The organism is Chryseobacterium sp. JK1, from assembly GCF_050632815.1.
In the GTDB taxonomy this organism is placed as follows: Bacteria; Bacteroidota; Bacteroidia; order Flavobacteriales; family Weeksellaceae; genus Chryseobacterium.
In genome coordinates this window covers 180730-193860 of sequence record NZ_JBODRU010000001.1, presented here as the reverse complement: position 1 = coordinate 193860, position 13131 = coordinate 180730, and the positions used below count along the sequence as shown (strand labels likewise).

Sequence of the window (13131 nt, the reverse complement as noted above, 5' to 3'; positions counted from 1 at the left end):
GGAGGGGAATTTGTAGGTCTTCATTTTGAATAATCGTTATAATTTCCTTACAATTTGTCATTTTATAGGAAGACTAAACAATTTCTGCTATGGCTTAAAAATAAGATTTGGTAATTGTTGATAACATAAAAAAGCGCATCCAATTGGGTGCGCTTTTCTTATGATTTTGCAATCAATTATTTTTTCTCTGTAGATCTTTGTAAAACCTCATCTACCATTCCGTAGCCTTTAGCTTCTTCAGAAGTCATCCAGTAATCTCTGTCAGAAGATTTCTCTACCCACTCGTACGTTTGACCTGAATGATGACCGATGATTTCATAAAGCTCCTGCTTTAATTTCAACATTTCTCTTAAGTTGATCTCCATATCAGAAGCAACCCCCTGAGCTCCTCCTGAAGGCTGGTGAATCATCACTCTTGAGTGCTTAAGTGCAGAACGCTTTCCTTTTTCACCTGCTACCAAAAGAACAGCTCCCATTGAAGCAGCCATACCTGTACAGATTGTTGCTACATCAGGCTTGATGATCTGCATCGTGTCATAAATACCTAAACCAGCATATACACTACCACCAGGAGAGTTGATATAGATCTGAATATCTTTTGAAGGATCGGCACTTTCTAAGAATAAAAGCTGTGCTGTAACGATATTCGCTACCTGATCGTCAATACCTGTTCCCAGGAAAATAATTCTGTCCATCATCAGACGGGAGAAAACGTCCATCTGAGCAACGTTTAATCTTCTTTCTTCCATGATGTATGGGGTAAGATTCGTTGGGCCATACATTCCCATATACTGATCGGTAACCAGACCGTTGTTTCCTAAATGTTTTACAGAGAAATCTCTGAATTCTTTTTTAATGTCCATATTTCTATTATGTATTATTTTAAACAAATATTTCGAAGTTTAAATTACAATATTTATTCCTAAAATTTTATAGGACTTTTTGTCACAGAATACAAAAAATTGTCTTTAAACTACCTTTTTCTATCTACATAAATTCCTTTGATCGGGGAATATTCAATAATATTGCTCAGCCTTATTGAAGCCTGTTTAAGCAGAGTGATCTTTTTGATCAGTTCATAATACTTTGTCTCGTCAGTATTGCTGTACTGATCCAGTTCTTTTGCCGTTTCTGTAATCAGGTAATCAATATATCTGTATTTATGCAGGAGAACATCTCCCTGAATCTGATCTGCAACTTTATCTCCATAGTTGGGAGGATAAATATTTCTGGAAGCCCAGTTTTCAAGATCATCAAGAGGAATCAAAGCATCTACTACTTTGTTGGTGATCGCTTCATCCATAAAAGATACAAAAAAGTTTCCACTTCTCAACTCATCTTTTTGAATCCCTTCCCTCACCTGTTCAATGATGATTTCATTTCCTTTAATCAAAAATGCATACTGTTCCTCTTCAAAATGGTGAAGAATTTCTTCAATCACGGTGATTTCGTATTCTTCGTTCTTTTCATTTCTCCGCTTCAGGATAATATCTCCAAATGCCAGCATATGTTCTACCAGCTTATTCTCCATAAACAACACCTGAAACAGGAAAGGATCTTCTTTTTCCTCATCTAAAGGCACAATCTCCATCTTCGGAGCCACCTTATCTTTTTGCTGCTGCTGAACATGATGAGTTTGGTTCTGCGTGATCTGCTTCTGAACATCCAGCTCATTAAAGAGACTCTGCTCAGAAAGACCGAATTTATTGGAAACCTCTTTAAGATAAACCTCTCTTTTCAGAGCATTCTGTACAAAGGAAACAGATTTTACAATATCCCTTATGGCTTCTGCCTTTTTTATAGGATCATTTCCAATGTCTTTTAACAGAATTTCCGCTTTGAAATCGATGAAATCCATCGCTTCATTTTCGATATACTTTTCAACGTAATCCTGCGGATGTTTTCTGGCAAAGGAATCCGGGTCGTCTCCGTCGGGGAAAAGTAATACACGGATATTCATGCCTTCCGTCAAAAGCATATCAATACTTCGGAAACTGGCTTTAATTCCCGCATTATCTCCGTCGAAAAGAATGGTTACGTTTTCCGTAAGTCTTTTGATCAGTTTAATCTGCTCGGTCGTCAGGGAAGTTCCGGAACTTGCCACCACATTTTCTATTCCAGACATGTGAAGTGAAATCACATCCATATATCCTTCCACCAAAAGACATGCATTCTTTCGTGAAATAGCCTGCTTACTTTGATTCAGTCCGTAAAGGACGTTCGATTTATGATAAATCTCTGTTTCCGGCGAGTTAAGATATTTTGCCGTTTTGACATTATTTTTAAGAATTCTGGCTCCAAAACCAAGAACCCTTCCTGAAAAGCTATGAATCGGGAAGATCACTCTTTCACGGAAACGGTCTACTCCTGCCGGGGTATTTTCCGGGAAAATAGAAAGTCCTGATCTTTCCAGTATTTCTTTGGAGTATCCTTTCTCCAAGGCATATGTTGTAAAGGCATTTTTTATTTCAGGAGAATATCCAAGCTGGAATTTCCTGATGATATCATCCTTCAGTTCTCTCTCTTTAAAATATGATAAACCAATACTTCTTCCTTCTTTTTCGTCCCAAAGGATTTCCTGAAAGTAGGTATTGGCAACCTCATGAATTTTATAGAGAAGATCTTTTTCTGTCTGGGCATTTTTCGCTTCCTCAGAAATTTCACGCTGATCTTCCTCTATTTCAATTCCATATTTTTTGGCGGCATGACGAAGGGCCTCAGGATAGGTAAAGTTCTCAATTTCCATCAGGAAAGAGATTGCTGTCCCTCCTTTTCCGGTTGAGAAATCTTTCCAGATCTGTTTACTGGCTGACACTACAAAACTGGGTGTCTTTTCCTCATGAAACGGACTCAGTCCCTTATAGTTAGACCCGGCTCTTTTCAACTGCACATATTCACCCACAATCTCTTCAACGCGGATCGTGGAGAATATTTTATCAATGGTCTGTTTGGAAATCATGCTGTAAAATTAAGTATTTTATGGAGAAGTTGAATGCTTTTTGGTTGAAGACTCTTCGAGTAAAGTGTTGGATATTTTCAATAATAAGTAAAAATATATTTACATTCGTTATTTTTGAAAAACTATGAAATCTAATCTATGAAATATCTTAAAGGAGGACTAATTTCCATCTGTACCATCATGATTCTGTTGTTTATGTATCTGGAATGGGGTGGCTCATATATTATGAAAAATACGGACAAGAAAATGATTACTGAATATCTACAAAGTAGTAATCAGTTACCTCAGAATTTCATCATTTTTTATAATACTGTATATCCTAAATCTTTATCACAAAATTCATGGGATTTCTCTCTAACAAACCTTAGTCAGTCTCACCTCGATATAAATGAATGTCCCTGTCGTTATAGTGGTAACAGAATTATGCCGACTTTAGATATTCAAAACAAAATATCATGGAATTATATTCTCCTAATAAGATACATTGAGCAAAATTATACACAGAAAGACTGTTTAAACTTTAATTTCAGTAATTTTGACTTCTTAAATAACAGAAAAGGTATCGAAATGATTTCTCAGAATTTATTTAATAAATCTGCAGAAAAATTACAGCCTGTGGAAATGGCAGAAATACTTGCCTTATATGAAAATCCACGTAAAAATGACCGATATAGAAATCCTGAACACACCAAAAACAGGACCATGCATTTTTACAATTTGTATTTGAGCAATTTGAAAGATATACAATGAATTATACCATCCACACCATCGAAGACTGGCAGGAAGTTGTTGACAGCATCCTTCCTCAATTAAAGCATAATATTCTGCTATTAAAAGGAAATCTGGGAGCCGGAAAAACGACTTTCACCCAATTTCTGCTTAAAAATCTTGGCAGCACAGATGAAGTCAACTCCCCTACCTATTCTATTGTCAATGAATATATTACTCCCAAAGGAAAAATATATCATTTTGATCTTTACCGCCTAAAAAACATTGAGGAAGTGTACGATATTGGGATTGAAGAATATCTTGATAATTCATTCCTATGCATCATAGAATGGCCGGAAGTGTATGAAGAAGAGCTCTACGGGCTCAACTACCACACAATGAGTATTGTGAACACGGGTGAAAACAGAGAAGTTTCATTCGATTAAATATTATGTATCTTTGCTCATTAATTGAGTGTAAAAAACAATCTGTAAGACATAATTTAATTTAAGGATGAGTACAAATATTTTTACTCCTTTCACAGAAGAAGAATTGATGCCGAAAGAGGAAAAATTGGACGTTATAAAAAAAGGAAAACAGTTCAGCATTGGAATTCCTAAAGAAACCTGTCTGAACGAGAGGAGAACATGCATTACTCCGGACGCTGTACAGGTGCTGGTAGAACATGGTCATGAGATTATTATAGAAGCCGGAGCCGGGCAAGGTTCATTTTTTACAGATTTACAATATTCTGAATCCGGAGCTAAGATCACCAACGACCCTAAAGAGGCTTTCGGGCAGGATTTGATTTTAAAAATCAATCCACCTACCGAAGAAGAAATTGAGTATATGAAGCCCAATACCTATCTGGTTTCAGCGCTTCAGATCAATCTTAGAGACAAAGAATATTTTATAAAACTTGCAGAAAGAAAAATAAATGCCATCGCTTTCGAATTTATTGTAGATGAATACAAGCAGCTAGCATTGGTAAGATTAATAGGAGAAATTGCAGGAACCGTTTCTATTCTTTATGCATCTGAGCTTCTTGCTTTATCCAACGGATTAATGCTTGGTGGAATTACAGGAGTAAGACCCACTGAAGTTGTTGTTCTGGGAGCCGGAATTGTAGGTGAATTTGCAACAAAAGCAGCAATAGGACTCGGAGCCAGCGTAAAAGTTTTCGACAACTCATTATCCAAGCTGAGAAGGCTTCATACCATCGTAGACAGCCGCGTTCCCACATCCATTATTGATCCTAAAGAACTCAGCAAAAGCCTCAGACGTGCCGATGTAGTGATTGGGGCCCTTCCAAGGTTAAATATGACCCCTATCGTTACAGAAGACATGGTCATGAAAATGAAAAAAGGCAGCGTTATCATTGATATTACGATCGACAACGGTAAAGTCATTGAAACATCAGAACTGACCACTATGGAAGATCCTTACATAATCAAGCATGGAGTGATTCACTGTGGACTTCCGAACCTTACCTCCAGAATGCCTAGGACCACCACAAAGGCGATTTCCAATTTCTTTCTTTCTTATATTTTGAATTATGATGAAGAAGGCGGCTTTGAAAATATGCTGATCCGCAAAAACGAAATGAAGCAGAGTTTATATATGTACAAAGGAAGACATACCAAAAAGATCATCTGTGACCGCTTCGGACTTACCTACCACGATATCAATCTTTTAATTTTCTAATGAAAAAACTGAAATTTTATGCAATAGGCTTCATTCCGGGGCTTGTGATTGTATTTTTTATTCTAAACAAAAAAGGAGCAAGCTGTAGCGGTTATCTCCCGAACAGCCGTGTAATTGCAGAAACACTCTCCAAAGAATTCAAATATTCCGAAGAGGCTAAAGCAGCCATGACTACTTATAAAATTGATGAAAAGTTTGTAAAAGACAGCATCATTACCAACGGAAAAGTAGATTTCGACAGAAGCCATGCACAGAAAAAACCGTGCCCGGACTACGTTATTACTTATCCTGACAAAAATCCGTCTTACGAGATCACTTTTGAAAAGTGTGAAGAAACGGTAACCTTAAACAGTCTGAAAAAACTTAAATAGTTTTCTGTAACTGACACAATATGGAAGGCAATTACTACATGATTCATGATTATCTGATATTCATCGGAGTTTTTGCCATTTTCTTTTTTCTGACAACAAGCATTTACCTGTTCAGTCAGAATCAAAAGATAAAACTGAGAAATGCCAAGCTCTCTGAAGCCAACAAAATCATTGAGCAACGGCTGAATGAAGTCCGTCTTGAACATATTGGTACCAAACTGAACCCACATTTGTTTAAAAACATTCTTAATTCCGTTCAATCTCATGCCTACCAGACGTATATGTCGCTGGACAAACTGGCTAATGTCCTGGATTATATTTTGTACGAAAGCAATAACAAATACGTCAGCCCAAAAGAAGAACTGAATTTTGCATTAAGCCTTATTGAAATCAATAAGATAAAAATCAATCCTCTTTTTGATTTCAGAATTAAATCCAGAATTGATAAAACCGATTCTGTGTACGAAGAAAAGGTATTTGCACCGCTGATTTCGGTTGATCTTATTGAGAATGCCTTCAAACACACCGATTTTTTGGCTCAGGATTCCTTTATTTCTATTTATATGGAGCTTGAAAACGGCATTTTCACCATGAAGGTCAGCAATAAAGCGTCTCTGAAAAACGTTCTTACAAAAGAAAAAAGCGGTTTCGGAAGCCAGTCTTTTGATCAGAGACTTAAAATGATCTACAGCACGTACTACCAACTGGAAAGAAGTTCAAAAAACGGAATCTTTACAGCCGAATTAAAAATCAATTTAGGAGAATTCTATGATAAAATGCGTTATTCTGGATGATGAGCTGCTTGCGATAAGCTATCTTAAACTTCTATGTGAACAGATTGATGAGGTAGAAATTGTAAAAGCATTCAACGATCCTAAAATTTTTCTGAAAGAAATTGATACCCTGGATTGTAATCTTTGTATACTCGATATTGAAATGCCGGGCATGACAGGTCTTCAGGTGGCAGAGCTGATCTCAGGCTCAAAAAAAATAATCTTCACTACAGCTTACAAAGAATATGCTGCCGAAGCCTTCGATCTGAATGTGGTAGACTATGTAAGAAAACCCATCAAAAAAGAACGACTGATTCAGGCCTTTGAAAAAGCGAAAGAACAGATCAGTACTGTTCAGAAAAAAACCTTTATCGAATGGAATACCAATATTGGTAAAACCATTATCCCTACAGAACAGATTGTTTACATCAAAACCTCTGAAATCGACAGCCGAGATAAAGACATTACCCTTAATGACGGTACCATTATCGTTCTCAAAAACCTCAACTTTAAAAACCTTCTGGAAATGCTTCCTCCAAGAGATTTTGCTCAGGTCAACAAAAAAGAGATCATTGCATTATCTTCCATTAAAGTATTTACCACCAACGAAATTATTACCTCCATCTTCACCGAGGGAGAAAACTTCCTGAAACTTCAGATTGGAGATACCTATAAACATTCTTTGATGGAACTGTTCGGAAAATAGACTTTTCAAACATTTCCGGTTTCGTTACAGAAAGCTTTCCCTTTATTACATCTTCATGTTTTGAAGTGATCTGCCATTGTACTTTTGCTGCTGATTAAATGATAATAATGAAAAACTTTCTTTATGCAGTGGGAGTTCTCTTATCCGGACTCTGCTTTTCTCAGGAAACCCATACAAAAATCAAAGCATCACTTTTTGAGGGAATTGCAGTTGCCGGATATGTAGACCATGGAGCTTTCATCAACTTTACCGGCCCTAATGTGAATGCTACTTACAAAGGTTTCAAGTTCATCGTAGGAATGCTTCCTTCTCTTAGGATTAAAGAAGATCGTTCATCGGGAACTAAAAATAGCCCTATAACACCTAATCTGGGAGCCGGACTTACAATGGTTTATAAAAAGATAGCCCTCCAGATTCCTTTCTACTATAATACCAAAACCTCTACAGAGGACGGAAAATGGAAAATGGGTGTCGGGATCGGATATTCTTTCAAATAGATTTTGTTACATTTTTTGAAACATTCATTACATTTTACTAAAAAGGGTATTTAACATAACTATATTCTTATCAACTTTGCAAAAAATATTGGAATCATGAACTGGGGAAAATACAGAAATTTAATTTTCTACATCACTACTATAGCAGCCTTTTCCTGTCTGATGTACTACTTCATCATAGAAGGTCAGACACTGGAGGTCAAAGAAAATATTGTTGCGAAAACAAGCAGCGGCTCTACCTGGGAAAACTTCCTGGAATCTTTTAAAACCAACCTTCATCATCCTCTTGCTCTATTGCTGGCACAAATTGTCACCATTATTATGACGGCAAGACTGTTCGGATGGATCTGCATGAAAATCAAACAGCCAACGGTAATTGGAGAGATGATTGCCGGGATTGTTTTGGGTCCGTCACTTGTAGGAATGTATTTTCCAGAGTTTTCAGCATTTTTATTTCCGAAAGAATCTTTAGGTAACTTACAGTTTCTGAGCCAGATCGGCCTTATTCTCTTCATGTATATTGTAGGAATGGAGTTGGACCTGAGTGTATTGAGAAAAAAGGCCCACGATGCAGTGGTTATCAGTCATGCCAGCATTATTATTCCCTTCGCTTTGGGAATAGGACTGTCTTATTTTATTTATCAGGAATTTGCACCTGATGGTATTCAGTTTACCTCTTTTGCATTATTTATAGCCATTTCCATGAGTATTACTGCCTTTCCGGTATTGGCAAGAATTGTACAGGAAAGAAATCTCCAGAAAACTAAACTCGGAACCATTGTGATTACCTGTGCTGCTGCAGACGATATTACGGCATGGTGTATTCTTGCTGCAGTAATTGCGATTGTAAAAGCAGGATCTTTTGCAAGTTCCATTTACGTTATTCTGATGGCGATTGCTTATGTATTTTTAATGATAAAGATCGTAAGACCTTTCTTAAAGAGAATTGGTGATCTTCAGGCTGGAAAAAACACGATCAACAAACCAATGGTTGCTATTTTCTTCCTTACCCTGATCCTTTCTTCTTACGCTACAGAAGTAATTGGAATTCACGCTTTATTCGGTGCCTTTATGGCGGGAGCTATTATGCCGGAAAATGCAAAATTCAGAACATTATTTATCGATAAGGTAGAAGATGTTGCTTTAGTTCTTCTTCTTCCTCTATTCTTTGTATTTACAGGACTTCGTACCCAAATCGGTCTGTTGAATGACAGTCATTTATGGATGACAGCAGGGTTTATTATTTTAACAGCTGTTATTGGTAAATTTGCAGGAAGCGCATTAACGGCCAAATTCGTCGGCATCAACTGGAAAGAAAGTTTAACGATTGGTGCATTGATGAATACCAGAGGTCTAATGGAGCTTATTGTATTGAATATCGGGTATGATCTTGGTGTTTTAGGCCCGGAAATCTTTGCAATGCTTGTTATCATGGCTCTATTTACCACTTTTATGACGGGACCAGCTTTAGACTTTATTAATTTTATTTTTAAATCTAAAAAACAACATGATGAACCTGTTCATGAAAACGATTCCAAATACCGTGTCCTTTTATCCTTTGATAAACCTGAATCCGGAAGCACTCTGTTGAAACTGGCTCACGATTTCACCAATAAGATGAATGGTAATAAAAGTATTACTGCCATGAATATTGCCCCGGTAGACGAAATGCACGCCTATGACATTAATGAATATGAAAACACCCAATTTCAGAATGTGATCGACACCTCTCATGAGCTGAACCTGGAAGTCACTACCCTTTTCAAAGCATCTACCGATATTGAAAATGATCTTACCAGCATTACCAATAAAGGCCATTACGACCTTCTGCTGATCATGCTTGGAAAATCTATGTATGAAGGAAGTTTACTGGGAAGACTATTAGGCTTTACCACCAAAATTATCAACCCTGAAAAACTTTTGAATACTGTAAAAGGCAAAGGAAATATCTTTAACAATTCTCCTTTTGACGATTTTACCCTTCAGATTTTAGATAAAACGAATATTCCTGTAGGCGTTTTGGTAGAAAAAGACTTCAAAGCAGCTGATAAAGTATTTGTCCCGATTTTTAATCTTAGTGATTTTTACCTGCTGGAATATGCAAAGAGACTTATCAATAACAACAATTCTCAGATTATTATTCTGGATGCTGCAGGACAGATCCGCAACAATATTGAAGTGAAAGAGCTTATCAGAAGCATTGAACAGGTTGCACCAAATCATATCACCTTATATAATGAAAAAAAGATTGAGAAAGAATTCCTGAATTCTCAGGATCTGATGCTCATCAGCAGCAAGAGCTGGAAGAACCTCATCGATACCAAAAGTCTTTGGCTGTCGGACATTCCTTCCACTTTGATTATTTCAAACCCATAAACACACACCGATATTTCTATTTCTACCGGAAGCTGTAAATATTATTCGTTGTCTGTAAAGAAAAAACGAGTATATTTATGGCTTCCTTTTTTGGGAAACACCTCTCATTCGAAAGAAAAAATACAATATCCCGTTGGCGCCTTTATATAAAGAAATTTGCAGTTTTCAGGATAATGCGATTTCTCTTTCACGATAAAAAAATATAAAATAACCAAAGAATAAGATCATAATATGTGCCGATATGCCATGATGGTTTACAAAGGTCATTATGCCTGTTTTAACTGCCAAAAAACCTTCAAAAGACGTATATTGAAAGATGTGAACAAAGATGCGGTCACTTCTGTAGAAGCCAAATGCCCGGAATGCGGTAATCTCATGGCCAATATGGGTCTTGATTTTGAATCTCCGGCAAAAAATGATCATAAGCAATGGGCACACATCCGCGATCTTTACACGGTCGGGATAACTTTTCATTCGTGTGGCTGCTCTGGCCCGGGATATATTCCTCAGGATCGTAAAGCGATCATTGCCTACCTTGAAAAAATTCGTTCAGCATATATGCATTCTCTGGTATTCTGGAGATATCGTATAGAACCTGAAACTAAAAAGAAAAGAGAAATGGAATACCAGAAAAATGGCTCCCATCTGTGGACTGTTAGCCGTAATGCTTTTAAAGAAACAGTAACCAATCAGGAAGGAATAAACTATTGGATCAGCAAGATCAAGGAAGTAGAAGAAAGGCTTCATATTATCAAGGAAAGCAAATAATAGATCCTAATCATTCGAAAATATAAGCGATGAGCAGAATTGTATAGATACCATCCATATATAATTTAGATAAGAAATTTATAAAGTTTAAAAAATATTTTATACCTTCGCTTCGTGAATTTTAACAACGGAACATATTATTATAGAATTTTTAACTCAGAACTGGGATAGGGATTCTTATGAACATAACTTACAACCTCGTCCTTGACGAGGTTTTTTTATTTACAAAAAGTTTAAAAGATGAAAATAAGTATTATTGGAACAGGATTAATCGGTGGTTCGATGGCGTTGAAGTTAAGAGAAAAAGGAATTGCTGACTTCATCTATGGAATTGATAACGATCAGAAACATATTAACGATGCATTGGAATTGAAGATCATTGATGCGGGAGCCAATCTTGAAGAAGGAGTAAAAAATTCCGATCTTATCATTATTGCAATTCCGGTGGATGCCGCCCGAAAGATACTTCCGGGAGTTTTGGACCTTGTATCACAACATCAAACTGTTATGGATGCCGGTTCCACCAAAGCGGGTATTGTAAAAGCGGTAGAAAACCATCCGAACCGATCCAGATTTGTTGCTTTCCACCCGATGTGGGGTACAGAAAACAGTGGTCCAAAATCCGCTATTGCTGAAAGTTTCTCTGGAAAAGCTGGAGTTATCTGCAACAAAGAAGAGTCTGCCGAAGATGCATTGCAAACGGTTGAAAAAATTGTTGAAGCTTTGGATATGCATATGATCTATATGAATGCTGAAGATCACGATATCCATACCGCTTATATTTCCCATATTTCTCACATTACTTCTTACGCTCTTGCCAATACCGTGTTGGAAAAAGAACGTGAGGAAGAAACTATTTTCCAGCTTGCCAGTTCAGGTTTTTCAAGTACTGTACGTCTTGCCAAATCGCATCCTGAAATGTGGGTTCCTATATTTAAACAAAATAAAGAAAATGTACTGGATGTGTTGAACGAGCATATTTCTCAGCTCAGAAAATTCAAGTCTGCCCTGGAAAAAGAAAACTATGAATACCTTGAGGAATTGATTACAAATGCCAACAGAATCAGAGGAATTTTAAGATAGAAATTATCGGAAGGAAGGAACATGAGTACTCACTTCTTCTTTTAATTTTTCAGATTATAAATATAGATTACTGAGATTCCTTCGGAATGACAGAGATTGCGGATACATTAAACGCCTGGATGTCATTTCGAAGGAATTTTGTTTTATCAAGATTTGAGCTTTCCATCCTATTTTTTCATTCTTAATTTTGATTTCTTTCTACTCTCAAAATTTCTCATTGTTCACTCACTACATTCAATTGAATTTTAATAAAATTAAAAAATATTTTAACTTTATTAAAAAAAACATTACTTTCGTAAAAAAGATAATCCATGAAACTACCCATAGTCTGCCCAAGCTGTGATCATACTCTTAACGTAAGCCAGATGAAATGCCCGAGCTGCAAAACAGAAGTAAGTGGCGACTATGAGCTTCCTGTTCTCCTTAAACTCAATCGTGAGGAACAGGATTTTATTCTCAACTTTTTTCTATCCAGCGGAAGCATCAAAGAAATGGCTAAACAAGCCGGCCTGTCTTATCCAACAATGAGGAATAAAATGGATGACCTTATCACTAAGATTGATCAACTAAAAACCAATAACCAATAAACTCTTTCTTATGAACTGGAAAACCATTTTCAACCCTTTTGAGAAATTCGACGAAAAGTTGCTTCTTCTGGCCAGCATTGTCACCGTTATTATTTCTATTGCCATGGGATATTGGTCCGGTACTGCTTTCTTTAGTATTTATAGAATAAACAATGTAGAAAACGTTTCGCTTCAGGCCATCGCTGTACCTACTTTAGCCAGTTTCGCTTTTTCCATCATTATTCTTTTTATACTGGGCAAAATCTTAAATATCAAAACCAGATTGATAGACATCGTAAATACAGTTTTACTTTCACAACTTGTTCTTATTATTCTGCAGCCGATTGATCAGATTCCCTTTATCAATGCAGCTCAGAAAAGAATGATCTTGTATTCTAAAAATCCCACGGAATCTATTCCATTGCTGGATATGAGTGTGATGATGGGAATGGCTTTGCTAAGTCTTATTCTGCTTACTTATAGCATTGTAATCTTTTATAATGGTTTTAAAACGGCAACCAATATCAAAAAATGGCAGCATATTGTTCTTTTTGTGATCGTCTCTCTCATCACCACTTTAATCTGCCAAATTCTTACGTCTAAATTTATTTAAAAATACC

General features: G+C 36.6%; 14 protein-coding genes. 12 read left to right on the top strand and 2 right to left on the bottom strand.

Annotation, left to right across the window (positions count from 1 at the left end; genetic code table 11):
- Positions 1 to 176: 176 nt before the first annotated feature.
- Entirely contained in the window at positions 177 to 863 is a 687-nt protein-coding gene (gene clpP, locus ACQ76T_RS00980; RefSeq protein WP_027373257.1) for an ATP-dependent Clp endopeptidase proteolytic subunit ClpP, read from the bottom strand.
- Positions 864 to 973: 110 nt separating this feature from the next.
- Entirely contained in the window at positions 974 to 2959 is a 1986-nt protein-coding gene (gene dnaG / locus ACQ76T_RS00975; RefSeq protein WP_431341487.1) for a DNA primase, read from the bottom strand.
- Between the two features lie 138 nt (positions 2960 to 3097).
- Between dnaG and ACQ76T_RS00970 the strand changes: the two genes are divergently transcribed.
- The 12 genes from ACQ76T_RS00970 (at position 3098) to ACQ76T_RS00915 (ending at position 13124) form a co-directional block, all read left to right on the top strand.
- Positions 3098 to 3709 carry a transglycosylase domain-containing protein gene (locus ACQ76T_RS00970; RefSeq protein ID WP_431341486.1) on the top strand — a complete coding sequence of 204 codons (612 nt, stop codon included), beginning with the start codon at positions 3098 to 3100 and terminating at the stop codon, positions 3707 to 3709.
- Positions 3706 to 4113 carry a tRNA (adenosine(37)-N6)-threonylcarbamoyltransferase complex ATPase subunit type 1 TsaE gene (gene tsaE, locus ACQ76T_RS00965; RefSeq protein WP_431341485.1) on the top strand — a complete coding sequence of 136 codons (408 nt, stop codon included), beginning with the start codon at positions 3706 to 3708 and terminating at the stop codon, positions 4111 to 4113. Before ACQ76T_RS00970 ends, tsaE begins: the two co-directional genes overlap by 4 nt.
- Before the next feature lie 67 nt (positions 4114 to 4180).
- Entirely contained in the window at positions 4181 to 5371 is a 1191-nt protein-coding gene (locus ACQ76T_RS00960) for an alanine dehydrogenase (RefSeq protein WP_422691400.1), read from the top strand.
- Positions 5371 to 5742: a hypothetical protein gene (locus tag ACQ76T_RS00955; protein ID WP_431341484.1), complete on the top strand. Its 372-nt coding sequence runs from the start codon at positions 5371 to 5373 to the stop codon at positions 5740 to 5742. The genes ACQ76T_RS00960 and ACQ76T_RS00955 overlap by 1 nt, the downstream gene beginning before the upstream one ends.
- 20 nt (positions 5743 to 5762) lie before the next feature.
- On the top strand, positions 5763 to 6536 hold the full coding sequence (locus ACQ76T_RS00950; protein WP_431341483.1) for a histidine kinase: 774 nt from the start codon (positions 5763 to 5765) through the stop codon (positions 6534 to 6536).
- Complete coding sequence (locus ACQ76T_RS00945; RefSeq protein WP_431341482.1) at positions 6511 to 7221, top strand: LytR/AlgR family response regulator transcription factor; 711 nt, start codon at positions 6511 to 6513, stop codon at positions 7219 to 7221. Before ACQ76T_RS00950 ends, ACQ76T_RS00945 begins: the two co-directional genes overlap by 26 nt.
- A gap of 107 nt (positions 7222 to 7328) precedes the next feature.
- Positions 7329 to 7718, top strand: coding sequence for a hypothetical protein (locus tag ACQ76T_RS00940; RefSeq protein WP_431341481.1), 390 nt, complete (start codon positions 7329 to 7331; stop codon positions 7716 to 7718).
- A gap of 96 nt (positions 7719 to 7814) precedes the next feature.
- Entirely contained in the window at positions 7815 to 10094 is a 2280-nt protein-coding gene (locus ACQ76T_RS00935; RefSeq protein WP_431341480.1) for a cation:proton antiporter, read from the top strand.
- A 246-nt stretch (positions 10095 to 10340) separates the two neighbouring features.
- The gene (locus ACQ76T_RS00930) at positions 10341 to 10862 is read left to right on the top strand and encodes a hypothetical protein (protein WP_431341479.1); all 522 of its coding nucleotides are present in this window, start codon (positions 10341 to 10343) and stop codon (positions 10860 to 10862) included.
- 240 nt (positions 10863 to 11102) lie between these two features.
- Positions 11103 to 11945 (top strand): prephenate dehydrogenase, encoded by an 843-nt coding sequence (locus ACQ76T_RS00925; protein WP_431341478.1) that lies wholly within the window; start codon positions 11103 to 11105, stop codon positions 11943 to 11945.
- Positions 11946 to 12256: 311 nt separating this feature from the next.
- Complete coding sequence (locus ACQ76T_RS00920) at positions 12257 to 12532, top strand: DUF2089 family protein (RefSeq protein ID WP_431341477.1); 276 nt, start codon at positions 12257 to 12259, stop codon at positions 12530 to 12532.
- A 10-nt stretch (positions 12533 to 12542) separates the two neighbouring features.
- Entirely contained in the window at positions 12543 to 13124 is a 582-nt protein-coding gene (locus ACQ76T_RS00915) for a YIP1 family protein (RefSeq protein WP_431341476.1), read from the top strand.
- Positions 13125 to 13131 lie beyond the last annotated feature (7 nt).

Coding starts and splice junctions, on each gene's coding strand:
- clpP (WP_027373257.1), bottom strand. CDS start 863: ATGGACATTAAAAAAGAATTCAGAGATTTCTCTGTAAAACATTTAGGA.
- dnaG (WP_431341487.1), bottom strand. CDS start 2,959: ATGATTTCCAAACAGACCATTGATAAAATATTCTCCACGATCCGCGTT.
- ACQ76T_RS00970 (WP_431341486.1), top strand. CDS start 3,098: ATGAAATATCTTAAAGGAGGACTAATTTCCATCTGTACCATCATGATT.
- tsaE (WP_431341485.1), top strand. CDS start 3,706: ATGAATTATACCATCCACACCATCGAAGACTGGCAGGAAGTTGTTGAC.
- ACQ76T_RS00960 (WP_422691400.1), top strand. CDS start 4,181: ATGAGTACAAATATTTTTACTCCTTTCACAGAAGAAGAATTGATGCCG.
- ACQ76T_RS00955 (WP_431341484.1), top strand. CDS start 5,371: ATGAAAAAACTGAAATTTTATGCAATAGGCTTCATTCCGGGGCTTGTG.
- ACQ76T_RS00950 (WP_431341483.1), top strand. CDS start 5,763: ATGGAAGGCAATTACTACATGATTCATGATTATCTGATATTCATCGGA.
- ACQ76T_RS00945 (WP_431341482.1), top strand. CDS start 6,511: ATGATAAAATGCGTTATTCTGGATGATGAGCTGCTTGCGATAAGCTAT.
- ACQ76T_RS00940 (WP_431341481.1), top strand. CDS start 7,329: ATGAAAAACTTTCTTTATGCAGTGGGAGTTCTCTTATCCGGACTCTGC.
- ACQ76T_RS00935 (WP_431341480.1), top strand. CDS start 7,815: ATGAACTGGGGAAAATACAGAAATTTAATTTTCTACATCACTACTATA.
- ACQ76T_RS00930 (WP_431341479.1), top strand. CDS start 10,341: ATGATGGTTTACAAAGGTCATTATGCCTGTTTTAACTGCCAAAAAACC.
- ACQ76T_RS00925 (WP_431341478.1), top strand. CDS start 11,103: ATGAAAATAAGTATTATTGGAACAGGATTAATCGGTGGTTCGATGGCG.
- ACQ76T_RS00920 (WP_431341477.1), top strand. CDS start 12,257: ATGAAACTACCCATAGTCTGCCCAAGCTGTGATCATACTCTTAACGTA.
- ACQ76T_RS00915 (WP_431341476.1), top strand. CDS start 12,543: ATGAACTGGAAAACCATTTTCAACCCTTTTGAGAAATTCGACGAAAAG.